The 22409-nt window shown below is 63.1% G+C and carries 18 protein-coding genes; 9 read left to right on the forward strand and 9 right to left on the reverse strand.

All coding sequences use genetic code 11. The features are described from left to right. Positions 1-97: 97 nt before the first annotated feature. The 3 genes from larAH to FRC98_RS05640 all read right to left on the reverse strand — a co-directional run bounded on the left by larAH (position 98) and on the right by FRC98_RS05640 (position 3346). Entirely contained in the window at positions 98-1693 is a 1596-nt protein-coding gene (gene larAH / locus FRC98_RS05630; RefSeq protein WP_146980313.1) for an NPN-dependent hydroxyacid isomerase, LarAH14/15/16 family, read from the reverse strand. Positions 1694-1770: 77 nt separating this feature from the next. After that, positions 1771-2454 (reverse strand): HAD family hydrolase, encoded by a 684-nt coding sequence (locus FRC98_RS05635; protein WP_146980314.1) that lies wholly within the window; start codon positions 2452-2454, stop codon positions 1771-1773. A 187-nt stretch (positions 2455-2641) separates the two neighbouring features. Further along, entirely contained in the window at positions 2642-3346 is a 705-nt protein-coding gene (locus tag FRC98_RS05640; protein ID WP_146980315.1) for a PTS sugar transporter subunit IIA, read from the reverse strand. Between the two features lie 134 nt (positions 3347-3480). On the opposite strand from FRC98_RS05640, the gene dauA reads away from it, so the two are divergent. Continuing rightward, complete coding sequence (gene dauA, locus FRC98_RS05645; protein ID WP_146980316.1) at positions 3481-5241, forward strand: C4-dicarboxylic acid transporter DauA; 1761 nt, start codon at positions 3481-3483, stop codon at positions 5239-5241. Between the two features lie 111 nt (positions 5242-5352). Here dauA and FRC98_RS05650 read toward each other — a convergent pair whose 3' ends face one another. Continuing rightward, positions 5353-6648 carry a nitrilase-related carbon-nitrogen hydrolase gene (locus tag FRC98_RS05650; protein WP_146980317.1) on the reverse strand — a complete coding sequence of 432 codons (1296 nt, stop codon included), beginning with the start codon at positions 6646-6648 and terminating at the stop codon, positions 5353-5355. Positions 6649-6901: 253 nt separating this feature from the next. After that, positions 6902-7429, reverse strand: coding sequence for a hypothetical protein (locus tag FRC98_RS05655; protein ID WP_230467307.1), 528 nt, complete (start codon positions 7427-7429; stop codon positions 6902-6904). Between the two features lie 761 nt (positions 7430-8190). On the opposite strand from FRC98_RS05655, the gene FRC98_RS05660 reads away from it, so the two are divergent. Both FRC98_RS05660 and FRC98_RS05665 read left to right on the forward strand, forming a co-directional pair. Further along, positions 8191-9363, forward strand: a complete 1173-nt coding sequence (locus FRC98_RS05660; protein ID WP_146980318.1) for a winged helix-turn-helix domain-containing protein — start codon at positions 8191-8193, stop codon at positions 9361-9363. A gap of 248 nt (positions 9364-9611) precedes the next feature. Next, entirely contained in the window at positions 9612-10391 is a 780-nt protein-coding gene (locus tag FRC98_RS05665; protein ID WP_230467309.1) for a carbonic anhydrase family protein, read from the forward strand. A gap of 102 nt (positions 10392-10493) precedes the next feature. On the opposite strand, the gene FRC98_RS05670 is transcribed toward FRC98_RS05665, so the two are convergent. Then, positions 10494-11186 (reverse strand): hypothetical protein, encoded by a 693-nt coding sequence (locus FRC98_RS05670; RefSeq protein ID WP_146980319.1) that lies wholly within the window; start codon positions 11184-11186, stop codon positions 10494-10496. A 298-nt stretch (positions 11187-11484) separates the two neighbouring features. Here FRC98_RS05670 and FRC98_RS05680 point away from each other — a divergent pair, with 298 nt between their 5' ends. The 4 genes from FRC98_RS05680 to FRC98_RS05695 all read left to right on the forward strand — a co-directional run bounded on the left by FRC98_RS05680 (position 11485) and on the right by FRC98_RS05695 (position 17236). Then, positions 11485-12918 carry a hypothetical protein gene (locus tag FRC98_RS05680; protein WP_230467310.1) on the forward strand — a complete coding sequence of 478 codons (1434 nt, stop codon included), beginning with the start codon at positions 11485-11487 and terminating at the stop codon, positions 12916-12918. 132 nt (positions 12919-13050) lie between these two features. Continuing rightward, on the forward strand, positions 13051-14580 hold the full coding sequence (locus FRC98_RS05685) for a Fic family protein (protein WP_230467311.1): 1530 nt from the start codon (positions 13051-13053) through the stop codon (positions 14578-14580). A gap of 106 nt (positions 14581-14686) precedes the next feature. Then, complete coding sequence (locus tag FRC98_RS05690; RefSeq protein ID WP_146980321.1) at positions 14687-16063, forward strand: NAD-dependent succinate-semialdehyde dehydrogenase; 1377 nt, start codon at positions 14687-14689, stop codon at positions 16061-16063. Between the two features lie 102 nt (positions 16064-16165). Beyond that, positions 16166-17236: an alpha/beta fold hydrolase gene (locus FRC98_RS05695; RefSeq protein ID WP_146980322.1), complete on the forward strand. Its 1071-nt coding sequence runs from the start codon at positions 16166-16168 to the stop codon at positions 17234-17236. 484 nt (positions 17237-17720) lie between these two features. Here FRC98_RS05695 and FRC98_RS05700 read toward each other — a convergent pair whose 3' ends face one another. Beyond that, positions 17721-18548 (reverse strand): hypothetical protein, encoded by an 828-nt coding sequence (locus FRC98_RS05700; RefSeq protein ID WP_146980323.1) that lies wholly within the window; start codon positions 18546-18548, stop codon positions 17721-17723. A gap of 397 nt (positions 18549-18945) precedes the next feature. Here FRC98_RS05700 and FRC98_RS05705 point away from each other — a divergent pair, with 397 nt between their 5' ends. After that, a complete protein-coding gene (locus FRC98_RS05705; RefSeq protein WP_146980324.1) occupies positions 18946-19293 on the forward strand; it encodes a hypothetical protein in 348 nt (115 codons plus the stop codon). Next, positions 19290-19817 (forward strand): hypothetical protein, encoded by a 528-nt coding sequence (locus FRC98_RS05710; protein WP_146980325.1) that lies wholly within the window; start codon positions 19290-19292, stop codon positions 19815-19817. The genes FRC98_RS05705 and FRC98_RS05710 overlap by 4 nt, the downstream gene beginning before the upstream one ends. A 44-nt stretch (positions 19818-19861) precedes the next feature. Here the strand turns inward: FRC98_RS05710 and FRC98_RS05715 are convergent, their stop codons facing one another. Both FRC98_RS05715 and FRC98_RS05720 read right to left on the reverse strand, forming a co-directional pair. Continuing rightward, on the reverse strand, positions 19862-20476 hold the full coding sequence (locus FRC98_RS05715; RefSeq protein WP_146980326.1) for a DUF1707 domain-containing protein: 615 nt from the start codon (positions 20474-20476) through the stop codon (positions 19862-19864). 43 nt (positions 20477-20519) lie between these two features. Next, complete coding sequence (locus FRC98_RS05720) at positions 20520-22190, reverse strand: AIPR family protein (RefSeq protein ID WP_146980327.1); 1671 nt, start codon at positions 22188-22190, stop codon at positions 20520-20522. Between the last annotated feature and the right edge of the window lie 219 nt (positions 22191-22409).

Raw genomic sequence — 22409 nt, forward strand, 5'->3', positions numbered from 1 at the left:
AAAGGCTGGCGTGCTCGGGTGCGCACAACTTCCAGAAAGATTGAACGCGTCTGGCAATGGGCGGCGACGCTCAAAGGCGTGCCGCCCCCGGACGAAATTAGCGGACGTCAGCGATCACAAAGGGCGGGTGGTGCATCACGGTCAGGTCGTGGTCGGAGCCGTGGTGCTCGGCGGCCATTTCCAGGGCCTCGTCCATGGTTTTGGCGCTGAGCCAGCCCATACGCGCGGGCACGTGGTCGTTCTCAGCGCCGACCACAATGACGCGGCCGACGTGATGCTGGCCGTTCTCGGCCCAGTACCACATGTAGAAGGGGTGCACGCCGTGGTAGGCGTTCCCGCGCCGGAACATCTCGATATAGTTGGGGTTTTCGGCGAACTCTTTTTCCCAGCGCTTGCCCAGCGTCTTGGAGCAGCGGGTCTCGGGCAGGCAGCGGTTGAAGAACTCGATGTAGCTGGGGTGGTGGTCCGGGTCGAACTGGTCGTAGCAGGGGTGGGTGATGATGAGCGTGCCGCCCTTCTTCACGATGGGTTTGCCCCGGTACATGTTGAAGAAGTAGCCCAGCGCCATCACGCGAACCAGAAGGGGGTTCATGATGGAGTTGACGTTGTAGGGGCTCTCAAAGGGGATGCCCCAGACCACGACGTCGGACTGGCCTTCGACGGGCACGGCGTGCTGCTGCCAGCATTTTTCGAGCGTCTTCTCGTGCACGGCTTCGGTGGCGCCGGCAAACACGCCCACAAGCCCGTAGTCGGCGGGCACCTTGTGGAAGAAGTTGCGCTTGGCCGCGCGCGGCAGCTGCTTGAGCGTCCACTGCATCGACTTGAACTTGAGCTCGTCGGCCGTCGACCAGTCGTCTTCCGGGTCGGCCAGAAACTGCAGCTGGTCGTCGTACATCTTGTTGTTGAGGGCCGTCTCGATGTGGAAGACGTTGAGCTTTTCGTTGATCATCCGACCCATGCGCTCGTTGCTGCTGTAGAGCGCGCTGTTCTTGGGATCCATGTAGGAGTCGGATTTGAGGATGGTCTGCGGGTTGTGGTGGTACTGAATCGACTGGTAGCCGGAGAGGCCGGTGCCGATGGATTTGAACCCGCCGTTCATGGGCACGTAGTTGACGTTGACGTAAATCAGCAGGTCGCTTTCGGCGGCGCGGCGCACGATCTGGACCTTCTCGCCATGGTCGGTCTCGCCAAGGAAGACCATGTTGTCTTCGTCTTCGGCGTCCATGTTGTAGAGGCGCTCGGGGTAGTACTCGTTAAAGATCTCGGGGCCGACCATGCGCTTGATTTCCGGGCCGGTCATGCGGCGGTGAAGCGCAAGCGCGACGACCATCTCGACGTCTTCGACACCGTGGTCGGCGAGCATCTGGAGGACGATCTCGAGCACCTTCTGGCGGATGTCGGGGGTCTTCATCGGGGGAAGGGGCACCGAGATGTCGTCGATGGCGATGGTGACCTTCATGCCCGGCTTGAGCTGCGCGTAGAGCGGCTTGACGTCGCCCTCGGGGTGGTTGAGCGCGTAGCGGATGGCCGCGCCCTGGTTGTCGATGGGCTTCATCGGCTTGTTCGCGTAGACCACGCGGGTGCCGGCGGGGAACTTATGCGTCAGGAAGTCCTCGCCATAATGCAGATAGAGGGGGCGCGAGTCTTCGGTGAGGTAGCGAACCGGGTTGTAAGGCTTCGAGCTGTCGGACATGCCAGACCTTCCGCAGAAAAGATGTATGAGGAGCGCCGCCGGTCAGGGGAAGACGCGGCGGGCGATTTTTAGCGAGATCAGTCGAGGTTGAGCACCGGCCAGTCGTAGGCGCGGGCGGTGGTGCGCATCTTGAAGTCGGGGTTGATGGCGCAGGGGTTGCCCACCACCGAGAGCAGCGGGATGTCGGAGCCGCTGTCGGCGTAGGCAAAGGAGCGGTCCAGGTCGTAGCCGTGCTCCTCGGCGTAGCGGCGCACCCAGAGGGCCTTGTTGGCGCCGGCGATCATGGGCTTGAGCAGCCGGCCGGTGGCCTTGCCGTCTTTGATCTCCAGGCGGTTGGCCACAAAATCTTTGCAGCCCAGAAAATCCGCCAGAGGTTTGGTGATGACGTCGAGCGCGCCGGTCACAAGAATCTGGTCGTGGCCCTGGCGTTTGCTGCGCTCCACCAGGCTATGCGCCCCTTTGAAGATGTTGGGTTTGATGACCTTCTCAAAGATCTCTTCGCCGATGAGGACCAGGCGGTCTTCGGAGAAGCCGGCGTAGTTTTTGTAGAAGGCCTCATTGAAGACGCGCCGGTCGAATTTGTCGGCGATCCAGTAGAGCGGAAGGCTCGCGAGAAGGCCGGCGGTCTTGCCGATTTTATCGCCCATCGCCGGGCTGTTGATCGCGTAGTAGGCGTAGGCGTGCACCACGTTGGTGCGGATGAGCGTGCCGTCGACATCGTAGAACGCGGCGGTGCGGCGAGTGTCGCTATGGGGTTCCATCTACAGCCACCTGACTTCGGGTCCAACCTGATTTGCGCAAGACCGGCTGCCTGTGAATCAGGGCACACTGCCGGTTATCGGGAGGTGGGCTTTATGGGCAGGTGTGAGCGATGTCAAGACGGCCTTTGCCATGACTGGTGAGTCACGCTGAAGTCGGCGCAGAATGACGCGCTGCGGCGTGTGTGCCTCAGGGCTGAGGGCCAGTCTGAAGGGGGGGCTGGGCGAGGATCAGGGCGTCGTAGATGGCGTTGGCGTCGGGGGCTTCGCGCAGGGTTTTGACAAGCGCAGGGCTGGCCAACATCTGCACCAGGCGCGCAAGCCAGGGCAGGTGCAACTCCTCGTAGCGAAGTCCCAGCACAAAGAAGAGGTAGGTGGGCTGGCCGTCGAGGGCGTCGAAGTCCACCCCGGTCGGGGAGCGGCCCAGGATCATAAAGGGGCGGGCGATCTGCTCGGGATGGCGGCGCAGAGTGTGCGGGAAGGCCAGGCCCTGGCCGACGGCGCTGGGCATGACGTTTTCGCGTTTGATCAGCGCACCGACAAACCAGGTGTCGTCTCGCACAAGGCCACGCGAGGCGGCGAAGGCGGCAAGCTCGCTGATGACCCCGGTCTTGGTGGTGGCGTGGAGCTGCGGGCAGACGTGTGAGGGCTCAAAGCAGCTCTGCAGCGAGAGCATCTGACGCGGCGCGGGGTGGGGAGTGGGGTCGACCACGCGCGGGGTCAGGCCGAGCATCTGGTCGTCGAGCCAGGTGTCGATCATGGCCTTTCGAAAACGCCACTGGTTGCCAACTTTGACGCCGGGCAGCTCGCCATCCTGGACGAGGTTGAGCACTGTGCGTTCGCTGACGTTGAGGTAGCTGGCGAGCTGGCGGGCGGTCATGAGGCGGTCTTCCATGGGCAGGCCTGAGCGGGGGAGTAGGTCGTTGACCGGGTGCGTTGTTTTACGTAGGAGTGCGTAAGATTACAACGGATGACGTTAATTGCGCCCGTTGTTCGAGTTATGATGAGGCTTATGGCGAGGCAGCGACGATGGGACGCACGCGATATCAGGCAGGGCAGGGGGCGCGCAGGCTGGCGGAGCTTCCCGGAGCGGCGCTGCGGGCGGTCTGGCGAGAGGGGTACGATGGGGAGGATTTTCGTGCCGATGTGATGGCCGGGCTCGTGGTCGGGGTGGTGGCGCTGCCCCTGGCGATGGCGCTGGCGATCGGTGTGGGCGTGCCTCCGCAGTACGGGCTTTATACCTCGATCGTGGCGGGGTTTGTGATCGCGCTGCTGGGGGGATCGCGCACGCAGGTGAGCGGTCCGACGGCGGCGTTTATCGTGATCCTGGCTCCCATTTATGCCTCCTACGGGCTGGGCGGGTTGCTGGTCTCGGGGCTTATGGGCGGGGCAATCCTCATCGCGATGGGGTTCTTGAGGCTGGGGGGGCTGACGCGTTTTATCCCTCATCCGGTCACGACAGGGTTTACCGCGGGGATCGCCACGGTGATCGCGGCGATGCAGATCAAAGACTTGCTGGGGCTTGAGCTGGAGGGGGCGCCGGCGCATTTCTTTGAGCGTCTGGTTGCGATGTGGGAGGCGCGGGCGACGGCCTCGCTCGAAGAGCTCGGGATCGGGGCGCTGACCCTGGGCATGCTTGTGGTGATGCCGCGCTTTACGCGTCGTTTTCCGGCGCCGCTGGTCGCGCTCCCCGCTGCGGCGTTTGTGGCGCTGGGGGCCGGTCTGGTGTGGGAGGGCTTTGAGGTGGCCACGATCGCCAGCAGCTTTGAGACGCGGGTTGGCCAGGCGCTCTACGCGGGGATTCCACCTCTGCCTCCTCTGCCGATGTGGCCCTGGGAGGCGGGTGGGCCGGCGGGAGGGAGCTTTGAGCTGAGTTTTGGCATGGTGCGCGCGCTTTTGGGCGGGGCGCTGGCCATTGCGATGCTCGGTGCGATTGAGTCTCTGCTCTCGGCGGTGGTGGCAGACGGGATGTCGCGCACCCGTCATGATCCGGACTCCGAGTTGATTGCCCAGGGGGTGGGCAATGTGGTGGCGCCGTTTTTCGGCGGGATTCCTGCCACCGGAGCTATTGCGCGCACGGCGACCAACATCAGGTCCGGTGCGCGCTCGCCAGTGGCGGCGATGGTGCACGCCCTGACGATACTGGGGGCGGTGGTCGCGGCCGCGCCGCTTCTGGGGTATCTGCCGATGGCATCGCTTGCGGCGCTGCTGGTGCTGGTGGCCTGGAATATGTCGGAGGCCAGGCATTTTGCCCACATTCTGCGCGTGGCGCCGCGCAGTGATGTGGCGGTGCTGCTGACCTGCTTCGGGCTGACGGTGGCCGTCGATATGGTGGTGGGAGTGGGGGTGGGGGTGGTGCTGGCGGCGTTCATTTTTATGCGGCGAATGTCGGAGGTGACCCAGGGGCGGCTCAGTGAGGAGGAGCCTGCGGCCGGCCAGCCGGCGCTTCCTTCCGATGTGATGCTCTACGCCATCAGCGGGCCGCTCTTTTTCGGGGCAGCGCAGAAGGCGATGGCCGCGCTGGAGATCGTCAGCCGCGAGACGCGGGCGGTGATTATGGAGCTTGAGCAGGTCCCGGCGATGGATGCCACCGGGCTTGTGGCGCTGGAGAGCGCGGTGGAGACGCTGCGCGAGCACGGGTGCCTGGTGGCGCTGGTAGGGTGCCGGGGGCAGGCCCGTGAGCTGCTCGAGCGCGCGGCCATCGCCGAGCGTGATGGTGTAGTCATCGCCGACGACATCGCTCAGGCCCTGACCTTCTTCAACTCGTCGGGCACTGAGCTCGCCGACTGAACGCGCCGGCCTATGCCAGACGTTTTGTCTTCCACAAAAACGCCCCGCTCACCTGTCGATGAGCGGGGCGTGTTCACGTCTACGCGGGATTATGGCGTAGTCGTTGAAGAATCACTCCTTACGGGAGCCCTCTTCTTCGCCCACGTACGTGATTTGCTGCGCCGGCGCCGAGCCCAGCGCGCGCGGGGAAGCGTGGTGCAGGGCGCGGCCGGAGGAGGGCGGGGTGGCGCCGCGGCCGGTCGAGATGTCGACGCCGGGATCGACGATGACCTGGGGCTCAAAATCCGGGGCGGCGGCTTTGCTGATGAGCTCGCCATACTCCTCGAGACGCTGGGTCATTTGAAAACCCCAGACGTCGCGGACCTGGCGGCAGTGGTTCAGGTCGATCTCGCTGACCAGAAGCCCGTCACGGGTACGGGAGAGGCCCGGGGTGCGGCTGCCGTCAGGGGCGGTCACGTAGCTTGAGCCGTAGAAGTGGCCAAAGTCGTGGTGGGCCGCTTTGCCGTCGCCGGAGGTGAATTCGTTGGGGAAGCTCTCGGTGCCGATGCGGTTGATGGCGGCGGTGAAGTAGTTGTTGGCGATCGCCGCACAGCGCGCCTCAATGCCCCAGAGAGGCTCGGAGAGGGCGCCGACGGTGGCCGAGGGGTTGAACACGATCTCGGCACCGTTGAGCCCGAACATCAGCCAGTTGAGCGGATGGTGACGACCGTAGCAGATGTTGACGCCGACCTTGCCAAACTCGGTGGCGAAGACCGGGTGCCCGGTGTTGCCCTCCATGTAGTAGGTCGACTCATTAAAGTCGCCCACGCGCGGGATGTGGTTCTTGCGGTGGATGCCGATGATGTTGCCGCGGTTGCCGATCACCACCGCTGTGTTGTGGATGGTTCCGCCGTGGCGCTCGTCGCGCTCCAGGATTGGCGAAACGATGACCATGTTGTAGCGCCTGGCGAGTGTGGCCAGAAAGCGGGTGGAGGGACCGTCGACGGGCTCGGCAAACTCCAACCAGGGCTCCTTCTCGCGGGTGCAGAAGGCGAAGGGCATCGTCCAGGCTTCCTGCAGGCCAAGTACATTGGTGCCCATGGCGCCGGCGGCGTGAATCAGCTGCTCGGTGCGCGCGCGCAGCGCCTCGTACTGAGTCTCGACCGGGGCGTCGGTGGGCTCGACGATCTGCGTCTGAATCACGCCCACGCGCACCACGCGGGGCTCGCGGCGCTGCTCAGCCTTTGCGTGGAAGCGGTAGGCGGCCACGTCAAAGTCAAACTCGTCGGCCAGCGAGGCGGCCGCCTCGGTGAGGGGGATGGGCTCGGGGAGGTTTCCGTAAAGGATGCGGAAGGCCTCGGCCTGATCTTCCTCGGGGAGTTTTTTGAGAAGACGCTCCAGGCTCTCGATCTCATTGGGAGTGCTCATCGCTTCACCTCGCTAGATAGGGGGGTTGATGGTCGATGCAACAACAGTCATGGCCCGTCGCAGCGGGGCGACGTGGCAGGTTACGGCTTTCGAGCCGCGGGTTGGGTGTGGCTCGGCTCGCGCAGCCTAGCGCACTCGGGCGCAGAGCACGAGGGGAGCCGATGCTCCAGCGTAAGGGGCGAACGCAAAAACGCCGCGCACCTCCGGGGAGGCGCGCGGCGTTTCACTTCGATCAGGCTCGGGAGCGGCAGGCTCAGAGGTTGAGCGAGCCCTCGGCGTTGGCCAGCGTGAAGCGGGCCATGCCCAAGTTTGCACGCTCGCGGTCCACGGCCAGGTAGAGGAAGACCTCCGGGTGGCTCTGAAGCGGGCGAATCAGGTGATACTGGTCGGTCAGCGTGATCAAAATATCTTCAATCGTGCCTTCGAGCTTCAGAGCTTTCATGGCGCGATTTTTCGACTTAACGACCTCGGTGTTGGCGGCGACGGCCACTTCGATATTGAACTTATCCGATCCGCCGATCGAGCCCATTGCCATGCCGCTGGCGCTGTTTCCGACGGCGCCGGCGATGAAACCATCAATGGTGGAGAGTTCTTTGAGAGCGTTTTCGATGGGGTTCGACATGGGTACATCCTTGATGTGTGTTGGTTGAGATGAACGTGCGTGATTGGGGCTAAAACTTGCGTTGAGGTTTTGCAGGGCTTCGCCCGGGGAGCGGGGCGTGGGTTCGGCCCGGGGGGCTCTGAGGGGCTCATCAGGGAGCGCGAGCTCCTCGTCGGACATCGGGTCGCCCAGACGGTGGGGAAAGATTGGTCCTATGCGGACATCTTCGGGCTCGGTGGAGGGAAGTCTCCCGGGTGGCTCTACCGGCAAGCCACGAAGGCGGCCGTCGCCGGTCGAAGCGGTGGAGGTGCGAGCGATGTCATCCGGGGTGCGTTTCATAGCGGTGTATCTCACAAAAGGTTCCCCAGTCTGGGTGGTGGGTTGCGCTGGAGGTTTTCCCGGGCAACGCGGCGACTATCCACGATCCCACGAGGCGGGTAAAGAACGGTCTGTAAAGTTTTGTATTCCTGAGGGTGAAAATTATTTCACCACCTGAGAAAAGTGCGAATTGTGCATCACGACATGTTGGAACCTGGCGAGTGGCGCAAAGTTTGCGGGGTTTTCAGGCCAGGGCGGGACCGCCGAAAGGAAAATCAGCGGGATGGAGGCGATCGCTCCGGGGGAATGGCCGGGGAGGGTACAACGAGGGAAGGCTTATCACTGTGTGAGCGGACGCTCACCACCAGGCATTTAGACACGGCTCGGAGGAGGGGAAGCTTTGCTGGAAGATTTTTTGGCGAGGGCAAAGTCGTTGGAGCGATGTCGTGGCGTCCGAGGTTGAACCTATATGGACGTTCAGGTAATTCTCCCCCGGGTGCGAGTCTTTAGCGGGGCTGCGGCAGGTGATCGGGCGATGGCTGAGGCCCTCCCGGCTCGCGCTGCGGTTCTCCCACGTGCACGTTGCGCGCCCCCAAAACCAACTTCCTCCCCCCGGGATGATGATGTCCTCTGAGCTGCGACACCTCGCCATATCCCAACAAGGTTTGAATCCGTCACTGCGGCCGGGCGACGGTCTGGCCGGGACGCAACGCGCCATCGAGCATCTGGGTTATGTGCAGATCGATACGCTCTCGGTTGTGGAGCGCGCCCACCATCATGTGCTCTGGAGTCGGGTGCCGGGCTATGCGCAGTCCCACCTCAACGCCCTGGTGAGCGCGCAGAAGATCTTTGAGTACTGGTTTCATGCGGCCTCCTACCTGCCGATGCGCGATTATCGCTTTGCGCTTCGGCGCATGAGCGCGATCCGTCAGGGGGAGAATCGTTGTTATAAAACGCTCGACTCCCCGCTGATGCGGGAGATTCTGGCGCGCGTGCGTGCGGAGGGGCCGCTAAAGGCAAGGGATTTTGAGCGGCGGGCGGCGAGCACGGAGAAGACGTGGGGTTCGCGGCCGGTGCGCCAGGCGCTCGATACGCTCTTTATGATGGGGAAGCTGATGATCTGCCGCCGAGAGGGCATGGAGAAAGTCTATGACCTTGCCGAACGCGTGCTGCCCGAAGGGCTCGACCTGCGCCTGCCCTCCCTCAACGAGTATGCCGCCTACCTCTTCACTACCACTCGCCGCGCGCATGGCGTGTTTACCTGGAAGCAGCTCCTGCACCTGCAGACGGGGAAGGCGATGCGCGACGCCATGCGCGCCATTCTCGACGCGCATATGTCCAGCGGAGAGGTCGAGGAGGTGGTGCTCGCCAGCGGCCTGCGCGCCTATGTGGACGTCGAGGCGCTGGATAAGGCGCCGGCGCTCGAGCCGTCAGTGAAGATCCTCTCGCCCTTCGACAACATCGTGATTCATCGTGAGCGTCTGAGCGGGCTCTTCGGCTTTGACTACCGCCTTGAGAGCTACGTGGCCGCGTCCAAACGCCAGTATGGCTATTTCTGTTTGCCCATCCTCCAGGACGACACCTTCGTGGCGCGCATCGACTGCAAGGCGCACCGGGCTCAGGGGCGTTTTGAGGTGTTGAGTCTGCATCTCGAAGACGTCGCCTTTGAGCGGGAGCGATTCTTTGCCGGGTTGGGCGAGGAGTTGCGGAGCTTTGCGAGTTTCAACGGGTGTTCGGAAGTAGATGATCGGGTGGTGGACGAGGTACGCCATCGAGATACAGGGCGCATCGGCTAGCGCGGACATCAGGTAAGCCACAGTCGAGGGGGGAAGGTTCCAGGGCGCGCCGGATGAAGATCCGAAGATGAGAATTGTGTCATTTATGAAATGTCGGATTCCCCCGCATTGCCGCCGAATTGGGGGCCCCTACCGTCCGGTTAGCGCCCGACGGATCGCTTGTCGCGGCTGCTCTTTTGCCCCGCGCATGTGGCGCCGGGGCACCAACGACAGAGCGCAGGCTCTGCCCGAAAAGGAGTGGTGTAGTGATGAAGACGTTGAAGGTACTGACGTGGGTTGTGCTGATGGGAATGGCGGTAGCGTGTAGCGCGTCGCAGACGCCGGATGAGATGGCGACCTCTGGCGAGGGCACGGCGACGGCGACCGAGGCCGGGGCCAGCGAGGACACCGAGTTGAATGTGGTACGCAGTGTGATGACGGCGGCACGGCAGACGGCGATGAGCCCGGATGAGGCGTTACAAAAGCTCAAAGATGGCAACGCGCGTTTTGTGCGTGGTGAGGAGCTTAACCGCGACTACAGCGCCCAGGTGGAGGCCACGGCCGAGGGGCAGTACCCCTTCGCGATGGTGTTGGGCTGCGTGGACTCGCGCGCTCCGGCGGAGCTGCTCTTCGATGTCGGGTTTGGCGACATCTTCAAGGCCCGGGTCGCGGGCAACTTCGTCAATGACGATGTCCCTGGCAGCATCGAGTTCGCGACCAGGGTCGCCGGCGCACCGTTGATTCTGGTGATGGGGCATACCTCGTGTGGCGCAGTCAAAGGCGCCTGCGAGAACGTGCAGCTCGGACACGTCAGCTCGTTGGTGAATGAGATTCGCCCCTCGGTGGAGGCCGTCACGCCCGAGGGTGAGACCTGCTCAGCGAGTAATGCGGAGCTGGTGGATAAGGTCGCAGCGCATAACGTCGATCGCACCATCGCAGAGATTCGCAACGAGAGCGCGATCATCGCTGAGTTGGAGGCGGCTGGAGAGGTGAAGATCGTGGGCGCGATGTACGACATCTCCACCGGCGTGGTGCAGTTCTACGAGTGAGGTGTAGGGCGAGGTTTTGTCGTTAGAAGAAACGCCGAAGGGGCGAGGGCTGATGCCCGCGCCCCTTCGGCCTCTGGTGGGGCGGAGCGTTCGGTGGCGAGCTCAGGTGGCGTTGAGTGCGCGCCAGGCGTTGACCTGGTTTTCAATCGTGTGCAACTGCATCGCGAAGTCGTCAGGCCACTCTTCGACTGCCTTCTGGCGAATCTGGACGAGGACGTTCACCGGGACATTGGGCGCGCGATAGTTTGCGAGCTCTTTCAGCGCGCTCATCTGCTCTTCGATGGTGTGCAGCTGCATTTCATAGTCGTCGGGCCACTCGCTGAGCGCCATCGTGATGACGCTCTGTGCCGCGGAGTCGCGGGCATGGGTGTCTTTGAAAGCCTCGACCTTTCGGTAGGCCTCGAGCTGGCCTTCGAGGGTGTGGTGCTGCATCTCGTAGTCCCCCGGCCACTCGGTGCACGCTCGGATTTTGATGGCCTCGATGATCGCCGCGGGGGCTTTCGGCGTTTGGGGAGAGGCATGATCAGGGCGGGTGTAAAGGGCTTCGAGGGCTTCCAGCTGATGTGTGACCTCGTAGAGACGCATCTCGTAGTCGTGCTTCCACGCCGCCTCGGCGCGGGAGAAGATCGCGTGGGTGGTCTCGTTCTTCTCCAGGCGCGAGTAAAGCGAGAGCAGCTTGAAGTAGGCGTTGGTCTGATGTTCCAACGTGTACTTTTGCATCTCAAAGTCGTCGGGCCACGCTTCACGCGCAGCGTTGAGAATGTGTGTGCGAATCTCGGGAGGCAGGTGTGCCATCTCACGTCCTCAGGAGGGGGGAGGCTATATTGAGGCCCAGCGCAGCTTTTGATGCGATGGCGCGACGTTTTGAGGCCAGCCTAATGACCGACATGGGGGAGGGCAACCGGGTGGGTTGATCGTCATGGACGAAAACGACGACAGAGGGGCCAGCGCGTTGTCGGGCTGCTCGGCCGGGCAAGGTGCGCTGGCGAGTCGCGGGCCGCATCGAAGAGCCACCTTGATCTTCGCGCGTCGAGCCGCCACAGTCAGACCCCTGCTCAACAACGAATGCACACACCTGAATGAGGGAGCCTCGATGAATGGTTGGACGCAGCGAATCATGATGCTCGGCCTGACGGCCCTGACCCTTCAGCTGGGGTCCTGTTTTTTCGGCGACTCGCCACTTGGTGGCGAGCTCTGCACCAACACCTGCCGCTTTGAGGGCGATGGGGACTGCGACGACGGTGGCCCGGGCGCCGATTTTGGCCTCTGTGAGCTGGGCACCGACTGCCGTGACTGCGGCCCCCGCGCCCCCGAGCCCGACCCCGAGCCTCGTCCCGACCCCGGTCCTGATCCGGAGCCCGATCCTGACCCCTTCCCGGAGCCCGAGCCCTGGCAGCCGCCGGAGCTTGGGCCCGGGGAGATCTGCGGGAACACCTGTCGCTACGCCGGCGACGGCCAATGCGATGACGGGGGGCCCGCCTCCCAGTTCAGCATGTGCGAGTTTGGCTCGGACTGTCAGGACTGCGGCATTCGCATCGAGGGCGACGACACGGTCTGTGAGCCCCGCTGCCCGGAGGGTTTCTGCGGCCCCGACGGCTGCGGCGGGACGTGCGCGGCCTGCGATGAGGATGTGTGGGGTGAGAACGAGGCGCGCCTGCGCGTGATCGTCGGGCAGCATCCTGGCGAGGCCTCGGCGCGTAAGGTGTGTTTCTACCGCGAGGGTGAGTCGACGCCTTTTGAGGTGATGACGCAGCCGGCTGTGACCACAGGGCGCATCGCCAGCGTCTACGCCGAGTATGTCACGATGCCGGCGAGCCCGGACCTGCGGGTGGCGCATCTTGCCTGGGAGGATGCCTATGACGAGAGCGACGAGGGCTGCGACGCGTCACTTGCTCGCCCCGTCTCGGCGGAGGGGCTTGTGGCTGGCGAGTACCACACGCTGGTTGTCACGGCCTATGCGCAGGGCTCCAGCGAGGCATGCGCAACGGATAGCGAGGTGGAGGGCTGTGGGTTTTATCCGGCGGGAAGTGGGACCTCGGGTAGCACCGAGGCGTGTCCTGCACCGGCGGCGATGCTTGTGCGCGACGGCCAGCGCGTCGACGGCAGCTACCAGGCCGGCTGGCGCGTGGTGAACGTCACCGCCAACGCCCAGATCATCGCCGCGAGCAGCGAGGACAACCTCTGGAACCGGCACGCCAGTCTGCTCAGCGCTCAGGGCGCGGCCGAGGCGCAGGTCTACAACACGCTGGCGTTCACGACCTCAATGCGGGTGTGCCCGGCCTATGTGCTCTGTGAGCCGGGCGTGGACGAGGAGCAGCAGAGAGCGGCCGTAGCCGCCTGCACCCGTGGCGAGGCCTCCTGGCTGTTGGCGGAGCTGAATCACGGCCGGCTCAGCTCCATCGACCAGGCCACCACGATCTATGTCTTTGGCAACGCCGGGCGGCTCGACTCCACGGGCGACGGGGTGATCGAGCAGGACATCAGCCTGGTGGTGGCCAATGATGTGAGGGATGGGGCGTTGCCTTGAGAGGGGGAGGGGAGAAATAACGGTTTTTCAAGAAAGGGCGCGTATGTAATTGTTTTTCACGCTGAATAATGGTTTTTACGCGCCATGCGTGGTTTGTAAGGCTGCGTGCTCACCCCTCTTCTGGAGTCTCCCGTGAATTTTTCCGATCTCACCCAGAGATGTGGGGAGCTTGCGCTGCCCGAGAATGCTTCGCCAGCGGGTTACGTCGCGCTCATTCACGGGCTGGGACTCTCGGTTCCGCCCCCGCGAAGACTTTTTGCGACGGATGAGCGCTACAGCGTGCGTGAGGAGGGGCGATGGACCTTGATGACACCACGTCACGTGCCTGCCACCACCTTAGAGGGGCACCTGACCTTTGCGCTGCGCTATGAAGGCGTCGACCTGGGCCTATTAAAGGCGGTCTTTAAGGCCGTGGGGCCCGAAGCCATCGCCGCCATCGTGCGCGGCACCCCAACCGGGATCTACGCTCGGCGGCTGTGGTTTTTGTACGAGTGGTTGACGCAAGAGCCTCTCGACCTGCCGAACGCGGAGCGGGGAAACTACGTCGACGCCATCGATCCGGCGATGCAGCTGACCATCGCGAGCACCAACTCGCGGCGACACCGGGTGCGGAACAACCTGCCGGGCACGCCTGGCTTCTGCCCCCTGGTGTATCGGAGTGAGAAGGTGGCGTCCTTTCTGGGCAGCGACCTCAAGACGCGCGCCTGGGAGGCGGTGGCCCGCGTGCCGGCCGATGTGCTTTTGCGTGCCGCGGCATTTCTGCTGCTCAAGGACTCCAGAGCGAGCTACGCGATTGAAGGGGAGCACCCGCCGGCGGACCGCGTGCAGCGCTGGGGACGAGCGATCGGGGAGGCCGGGGAGAACCCGCTCTCGGTGGCGGAGCTCTTGCGTTTGCAGCGGGTGGTGATTGGCGATGCGCGTTTTGTGCGTCTTGGGCTGCGCGATGAGCACGGCTTTGTCGGGGAACATGCCCGCGGATCTGGCGAGCCCATTCCCGATCATATCAGCGCCCGGCCTGACGACCTGCCCGAGCTGATGGAGGCGTTGATCGCATTTGCCAATGGGCCGGCCGAAGAGCTCGACCCGATCGTCGCGGCGGCTCTGCTGGCGTTCGGGTTTGTGTACATTCACCCCTTTGCCGACGGAAACGGTCGCATTCACCGCTATTTAATCCACCACGTGCTCTCGCGTCGCGGGTTTCATCCGCCCGGCGTGGTGTTCCCGATCTCCACTGCCATTCTCGACCGCATCACCGATTACCGAGGCGTGCTGGAGAGCTACTCGACGCGGCTTTTACCCCATATCGACTGGACCGCCGCGCCCGACAACAACGTCGAGGTGCATAACAGGACTGCGGATTTTTACCGCTACTTCGATGCCACGCCTCACGTGGAGTTTCTCTTCGAGTGCGTGCAGAAGACCATCGAGGTGGATCTGCCCGCGGAGTCCACCTACCTGCAGCGCTACGACGCATTTTGTCGCGGGGTTCAGGCGATGGTGGATATGCCTTCGGCGACCCTCGATCTGCTTTTTCGTTTCCTGGAGCAGAACGGCGGTGCGCTCTCCAAACGCGCTCGCGAGGGTGAGTTTGAGGCGTTGAGCGCCGCGGAGGTGGCGGAGATTGAAGCGATTTACCGGGATGTGTTTCGTGAGTCGCGCTGAGGGTTGGGAGGTGCGTGCGTAGATTCTGCGGCGGATCACGTCCTTTGACGTACGCCGCCATGCCCTCTGTGCATGGCTCCAAAACCTGCTTTCCGGGAGCCAGACCATGAACACCATCACGACGATCAATCCGGCCACCGAAGTGGCGATTCGCACCTATGAGCTGATGGGGGAGCGGGCCGCCTTTGAGAAGGTGGAGGCCTGCCATGCCGCGTTTCTCACCTGGCGAGCGAAGACGCACGAGGAGCGCGCCCCCTACCTCCGCGATATCGCCAAAACCCTGCGCAGCCACGCCGACCCACTCGCTGAGCTGATGACCCGGGAGACCGGCAAGTTGTTGCGCGATGGCAAGACCGAGGTCGAACTCTGCGCGCAGATCCTCGAGTACACCGCTGAACACGGCCCGGAGGAGCTGGCCGATGAGCCGCGTTCCCATAGCGGCGGCGACAAAGAGGGCGTCGTGGCCTACTGCCCGATCGGCGTTGTCTACAGCATTCAGCCCTGGAACTTTCCGGTCTACCAGCCCGTGCGCGTGCTGGCCTCAAATCTGATGGCCGGAAACGGGGTGATCCTCAAGCACGCCAGCATCTGCACGGGAAGCGGCCTGATGCTGCGCGACATCTGCCTGGAGGCCGGACTGCCCGAAGGGCTCTTTGATGTGGTGGTGGTCGACCACGACACCTCCGACGCGATCATCGCGCATGAGCGCGTGCGCGGCGTGACCATGACCGGAAGCGACGACGCCGGCCGCCACATCGCTCAGACCGCCGGCAAGCACCTTAAGAAGTCGGTGCTTGAGCTGGGATCCAACGACGCCTATCTCGTGCTCGAAGACGCCGACGTGCCCCTCGCCGTAAAGATGTGCGTTCAGGGGCGCATCTACAACAACGGCGAAACCTGCGTCTCGGCAAAACGCTTCGTCGTCACGGACGCCGTCTACGAGGCCTTCGTCGAGGGTTTTGTCGATGGCATGAAGGCGATCACGATGGGCGACCCGCGCGATGAGGAGAGTGAGCTGGGGCCGCTCTCAAGCAAGGAGCAGTTTGAGACCCTCTCGGAGCAGGTCACCCGCAGCCTGGAGGGCGGCGCGAGGCTTCTGTGTGGCGGTGTCCCGGAGAAAGGCCTCGGCTACTACTTCCCCGCCACGGTGCTGGTCGACTGCCAGCCGGGCACGCCCGCCTACGACGACGAGCTCTTCGGGCCGGTCGCCTCGATCATCAAGGCCCGCGACGACGAAGACGCCATGCGCATCGCCAACGACAGCCGCTACGGCCTCGGCGGGGCGATTTTCACCAGAGACCGGGACAAGGCCTTTCGGCTGGCGCGCGACCACTTCGATACCGGCATGGTGCGCATCAATTTCTTCGGGACGGCCGACCCCAACATGCCCTTCGGCGGGGTGAAAGATTCGGGGTTCGGGCGAGAGCATGGGGGATTTGGGATGAAGGCATTTGTGAATGCGAAGGCGATCTTTTTTCCGTGAGGCGGGGGCGTGGTGTGCGTCGAGGGGGGAGGTCGGAGCAAGGGGAATGAAAGAGGCGTCAAAGCGTTATTCGGCGCCTCTTCTGTTTCTTGCGAGTCCTTTATGAACATGGTTCGAAAAGCCCTCCTGATCTCGATGCTGGTTCTGGTAGTGGCGCTCCTCAGCGCCGCGGTCTTTGTGTACGCCACCGGCCCCGAGCTTCCCGAAAACACCGACGCCCTGATCGACGATGTCCTGCAAGCCCCGCTGCCCGAGGTCGTGCGCGGGGAGCAAGGCTATGCGGAGTCCTCAGGCTGGACCATCTGGTACGAGCATCTGGAGCCCGCCGGCGAATCCAAAGGCGTGGTGATGCTGATCATGGGCATCGCCACCGATTCGCTCTCCTGGCGCCAGGGCTTTATCGACACGTTTGTCGACGCCGGCTACGAGGTGATCCGCTTCGACAATCGGGGCACGGGCATGTCTGACTGGGAGGCGGATCTTGACCACGCCGCTCCCGACCAGGCCAGCGCCGAAGAAGGCTACGACCTCGCCGATATGGCCAACGACGCCCTCGCTGTTCTCGACGCCCTCGACATCGACCAGGCCCACCTGGTGGGCATGTCGATGGGCGGGATGATCGGTCAGGAGTTCGCCCTGAACTACCCCGAGCGTACCGCCTCGCTGACCTCGATCATGTCCTCGGGATTCGTCGACGATCCCGAGCTTGTGGCCATCTCCCACAATACCCTGCTCGACCTGCTGCGGGTCGGCCTGCGCTACGGCCTCAACGCCAGCGAGCGCGACATGATCAAGCTCAACATCGCCACCTTTGGTATTCTGCGTGGTGAGGCCGTCTACGAACTCGACACGGAGCCGATTGCTGCGAGTGTGCTCTACAACCTGCGCGAGCGCCGCGGATTTAATCCTCTGGCGCTCTACCAGCACCTGGAGGCCATTCGGCGCTCCGGCTCTCGCTACGAGCGTCTAACGCGTATGGAACCGCCAACCCTGGTCATTCACGGGGCATTGGACCCCATCGTGCCGATTCAACACGGGGAAGCCAGCGCGGCGGTGATGGCGAATGCCAGTGTGCTGTGGATTGAGAATATGGGGCACGACATCGCGGAGCCGCATTTTGCGGGGGTGTCGGAGGCGATTCTTGCGCATATGCGGGGGCAGGAGGGCGGTTAAAGAGGGAGATGGATGAGCGATGGTCCTTCGGTCGGCTCTGCGTGGCCAAAACCGATGGGGGATGCGCCCGAGTTCCCTAAAACGCGAGCAAAACCCATCGACTATGACAACGTGTCACGGTCGGGTGGGTGGCGAGGCGATGGCATGTTGCAAAATACCACGCTCACCTGGGGGGTAACCTGATGTATTGTGCCAAAATGTCACGCTCAGGTGGGGGTTAAGGTGATGGCATGTTGCAAAATACCACGCAGAGGTGGGGGTTAAGGTGATGCACTGTGCCAGAATGTCGAGTTTTAGGAGATTCGAGACGATGCCCGGTCGCCTCCAACCTCGGAGCGGCAGCCAACTCCCAGCCCATGATTGAAAAATAAAAAAACGCCGGTTCCGGGGCGGGAACTCGCGGCGTTTTTTTCGTTCAGATGAAGCTATGGGGTGGGCCATGCCTGGCAGGGCGATGGCCCTGGGGGAGCCGAGGGGCCGGGGATTATGCCGGCTGAGGGGCCGGCTCCCAATCCTCAACCACCATCGGGTCGGGAACCTCGCCAGCGAGCTCCTCGCCGCTCTGCGGGTCGATGTCGGAGACGGGGCGATGGCGAGCGCGTGCCTCGGTGACGCGGCGCTGCTGGTCGCGGAGCGGGGCCACCAGGGTGTCGAGGGCGCGGGAGGCCTCGGCGGGGGAGGTCTGCGCGAGGGTCAGGGCGTGGTGCAGGGCCGTGACGAGTACGCTGCAGGTGGCCTCGTGCAGGGCCTCGCGCTCGGCGCGCACCTTATCAAAGGTCATGGCGGTGGTGTCCTGGCGGTTGAGCTCTTTCTCGAACGCCTCAAGCTGGCGCTCCAGACGCTCGATGCCTTTGGAGATGCCCAGCAGCTCGGCCTCGTTTGAAAACTCGGCGTGGTGACGCTGCAGCATGGACTGCAACATGCTCAGCTCCACCTCGTAGCTCTGGTGGGTGATGGGGCGCAGTCCGCCCGGGAAGAATTCTTGAAGATAACGCTCGGCCGCGTCGACCACCGGGTCGCCCTTATCGCCGACGGTATGCGCCTGCACCATCTGGTAAATCGCCGACACCTGGCGGTCGATCTCCGCATCCAACTTCGCCGAGTCGCCGCGCGCCGTGCTCTGCGTGTTCTGCGCTTTGACCCAGGCCAGCTCCACCTCCTGGGTGGCTTCGGCCTGCTTGAGCGCCCGCGCAATCGCCTCGCTCAGCGGCTCGACCTTCTGGTCGGCGGCCAGCTCGGCCATCAACCCCAGCGCGAAGCGGTGGCGGCCGGTGGGCATGCGTTTAAGGGATAAAAACTCATGGATCATCATCACTAACCTCGCCATTGCGTTGGCGAGCCCATCGCCCCTCAATATGCCCACCATGGGCGTTTAGGGGTGATACGGCCGGCTCGCAAAGATTCAGAAAGCCCGCACGTCTAAGACGTGCGGATGCCCCGGAACATCGTGCTGCGCCAAAGGGCAGCACGTGCGAGATCCCCCTACGGCGTAGCTGACGGATCTGCGTGAGTTGGAGAACGGTAAAAGGGGTGGGTGGGAGGTGTCAATGGGGAGCGCACGCCCCGAAGCGAGGTTCGGCGAGGAAAGGCGTAGGGGAGTGCAGGATGCGGGGTCCGGGTTCTGGGAATGGGGCACGCATTGCGTGTCTTTTCCCATCGAGTGCTTTACTCTGACGGCGACCTATCGTCCCCAATTCCCTGGAAAAACCATGACGACTCAAGAACAGCCCTCCGCAAACCAGCGCCCGTCAATTTCGGAATACGCCAATCAGATGGCAAGAGCACACGTTGATGAGGAGCTGGGTGACATCGCGGTGTATCTCTCATGCGAAGGGGATGAGGTGCGGCTGATCGAAGTGGCAGAACATGCCCCGAAAAGTGAGGACCCATTGCCATTTCATTTCGCGGCCCAGCCGGAGCGTCAGTTGTACTATCCCGTGGTCATCTTGTTGGTGAACGCTGATGCCTGGAATGAAAGCGTTGATAAGAGCGAACTTTTGCCTGACGGATGGCAGATTGACGAGTTTGTGCGCTTTGACGGGAGCGATGCGTCGTGACCGTGACGCGAGACCAGCGCGAAGCGTGGGCAAGCGCTTATGTGGATCAGGCGCGGGAAGATCTGCGTGTAGCGCAGATGCTGCAAGGACGGCACCCCTCAGTGCTGGCTATGCTCTTGCAGATGGTCTTTGAAAAGCTGGCCAAAGCCGCGCTGCTCTACAGTAAGAAGATCGACGTTGAGGACGCGCAACGTACGCATAAAGCCGCAGAATCGTTAATGGCAATTTTTCGTACCAATCCCCGATTTCTGGGAGTGTTTCCGGGAAAATCTCAACGTCGTTGGTTGCCAACTGCTCAACTTGTCGCTGAGCTTACGCGCTTGCATCCCCAAATCGCGCGTGGCGGGCCTCATCTGGAGTATCCCTGGGAACGAGAGGACGGCACGATTGGGGTACCTGCGCGGGATCTAGAGCCATTGCTGGAAAGTCTCTGGGGTTCACCGCAGGGCCAGCTTAAACGGCTTAGTGACCTGTTTACGTTCGCGCGTGTGTTGGCGGATAACGCGGAGAATGTTTTCGGGTAAGCGTGCCTGACACGCGTCTCCGGGTGTTTGCGCGGCGCGCAAGCCTACTTCCGCTTGCGACGCTTCTTCTTGGAAGCCTTGCACTTCACGCTTCCCATCAGCGCAAAGCCGGTCAGTCGCACGACGGGCGCGCCGGGCTTCACGTCGCGATCTTTGCCGGAGAAGGAGGCCAGAATTGGGACGCCCGCCGCCTCCACGGCCACGCCCCGCGGCACCAGAATATCGAGCTCGCCAAAGGCGACGGTGCAGCGAACCTCCAGCACGCCGGAGCTAAAGTCGGCCTCGCTAAGATCGATCCTGGCGTCGCCAAAGAACACCCCCGCGTCGATCCGGGAGGGCGCGGGACCGTCGACGGTGCGCCTGGTGTTCGAAAATATACAAAGCACGCCCATGGGCGCTTCGGCCCACCCCAACTCACCAGGCGCCTCGTGTGGGACCAGCTCGCCAGAGTTCTCGTCGGGCAGATCGTCAACAAGCACCAGGAGGTGTTCGCGTTTCTCGGCGCGGCTGGCGAGCTCCAGACGTTCGTCGAGCTCGTCCAGGGTGAGGAGGTCGTCGGCGTAGGCCTGCTGAAGACGCTCGATGGTCTCCTCACGGGCCGGGCCGAGGTGGTTGCGACGGGCGCTGGGGACGCGGTCGGGGGGGAGGTTTTTGGGCATCGGGGGGCCGGGCGTGGGGGCTGGTGGGCGCTGCGAAGACGTCTTAACTGGTCGCCGTGAGATGTTCGATCAAGTCCGCGCGCCGGAAGGTCGCGGCGAGTTGTTGGAGGGAGATGTCGCGCTTGCCGTAGAGGAGGGTCAGCGCTCGCTCGATGTCTTCGATGGCGTTTTCAAAGTAGGTGTCGCCCTGGCGCTCAATATGTTCCACGGCGCTGGTGAAGTTCTGGTGGGTGATCGTGGGCGGGTTGCCGAGATCGCGAAGCAGGCTTTGCCCCATTTGCATGGCGGCGAAGCAGGACGCGTAGCGCACAAAAGCAGGGTCGCTCTCATGGGGGCGCTTACGGCGGTTTTCGGCGATGCGATAGAGGAGGACTGCCACAATGACCTGTGCGCCGGTGAGGTCGTCGGTGAAGATGACGTCGTAGAGTTTTCCAAAATGCTCGCGGCTGAAGTAGCGGGCCTGATGGGGGCGTCGCCGCCAGACCGCCAGCACGGCTTCGGCGGCGGTGCCGGAGCTGATGTCGGTGTGGCGCGCGGAGGCATCGCTGCGCTTTCGGCGGTAGGTGTATCCGAGCTGGTCGATGTCGAGCTCCAGGCGTTGTTGCATGGCCTCGTTGGCGCGCAAATCACGTAAATCCACCGGGTTCTGGCTGTTGGTCGCGTAGGTGATGCGGCGCACCAGATCGTCGTTTTCGCTGGGGAGCTTGTAGAGGCGGACCATCACCGACGCCGGGGCCTCATTATGAATGGTGCGTTGCGAGAGGGTGCGCGCGATGGTCATCGCGGTCTGGCCACCGTTGATGATCTGCAGGTTTTTGACGTTAACGGTGAGGTCTTCCTTCTGGAACGCGTTAAATGTGAAGTCATCACACGTCATGGTGATGCCGTTGTTGTAAAAGTAGAAGTTACTGCGGTCCTCGCTCTCCAGCGTGTGTTGAATGTCCTCGTTGACCCGGTTTCGGTGAAGGCCGAGGTAGCGGCGGATGTTGCGCTCCAGAAGGCGCTCCCCGTGGCGCGCGATAAGGTCGGCGATGGCCTCCACCTGCATGCGGCCGACCAACACGCGGCTGTAGTTGAGGTCCTCCACGATAGACTTGCCCGCGAGGTTGAGCTTTTCATCGACCGGGCGGCTGTTGAGCTGAAGACCCACCAGGGTGTCGTGGTTGCAATGCTCGAAGCTGACGCGGTCTTGCAGGCCAAAGGCGTCGATGGCTTCTTGCCCCTCGGCGTTCCACGAAAGGCCGTTGTTGCAGGCGATGACGCGCACGAAGGGGATGTAGCCTTCACGGATCAGGCTGCGGGTATCTTCGACGCGGGCACGCAGGCGATCGTTGATGTGGGCGAGCTTCGCGCCCGGATCGAGCATGTGGCGAAGGGCCTCAATCGCGGTCTTGATGGCGGTCGCGGGAAAGTTCGACTGACCATCCAGCCGCTTCTTATATTTGGCTTGAAAGAGCGTGACCGTGAACTCGCCATCCACCACCTCAGAGACGTGAAATGCGTCGATTCCAAAATCTCCACCGCCCTCGGTAAGCGCGTCGAAGGCGTCGTCGTCTTCGAGATCGAGGAGGGATTTGACGCAGAGGTAGACGAAGGCCAGGGACTTGAGCCGTGTTTCATCGCGGGATACGCCCAGCTCCGCAGTGGCGCGTTCGGCGAGTGTTTCGGCAAGGCCAGTGACGCGTTGGTCGATGATCGAGGCGTTGATGTCCATGCGGTGAGCTCCGGAGCGTGGGTGTCAGCCGCCCTTCGGGCGTGGGATCACCACGGTAGAAGGGGGACTTACAGGCTTGCCGCACTTTGGGTGGGGACGCAACAAAGGTCACGTGGTGAGATTGACTCACGAGGTGGATGGAGCTTGGGGGCTGTCGGAGTGCGGAGGTTGGGAGAGGCGTGTGGGAAAATGGTTAGCCCAACACCCCCACCAGCTCCG

The organism is Lujinxingia vulgaris (assembly GCF_007997015.1).
Taxonomy (GTDB): domain Bacteria; phylum Myxococcota_A; class Bradymonadia; order Bradymonadales; family Bradymonadaceae; genus Lujinxingia; species Lujinxingia vulgaris.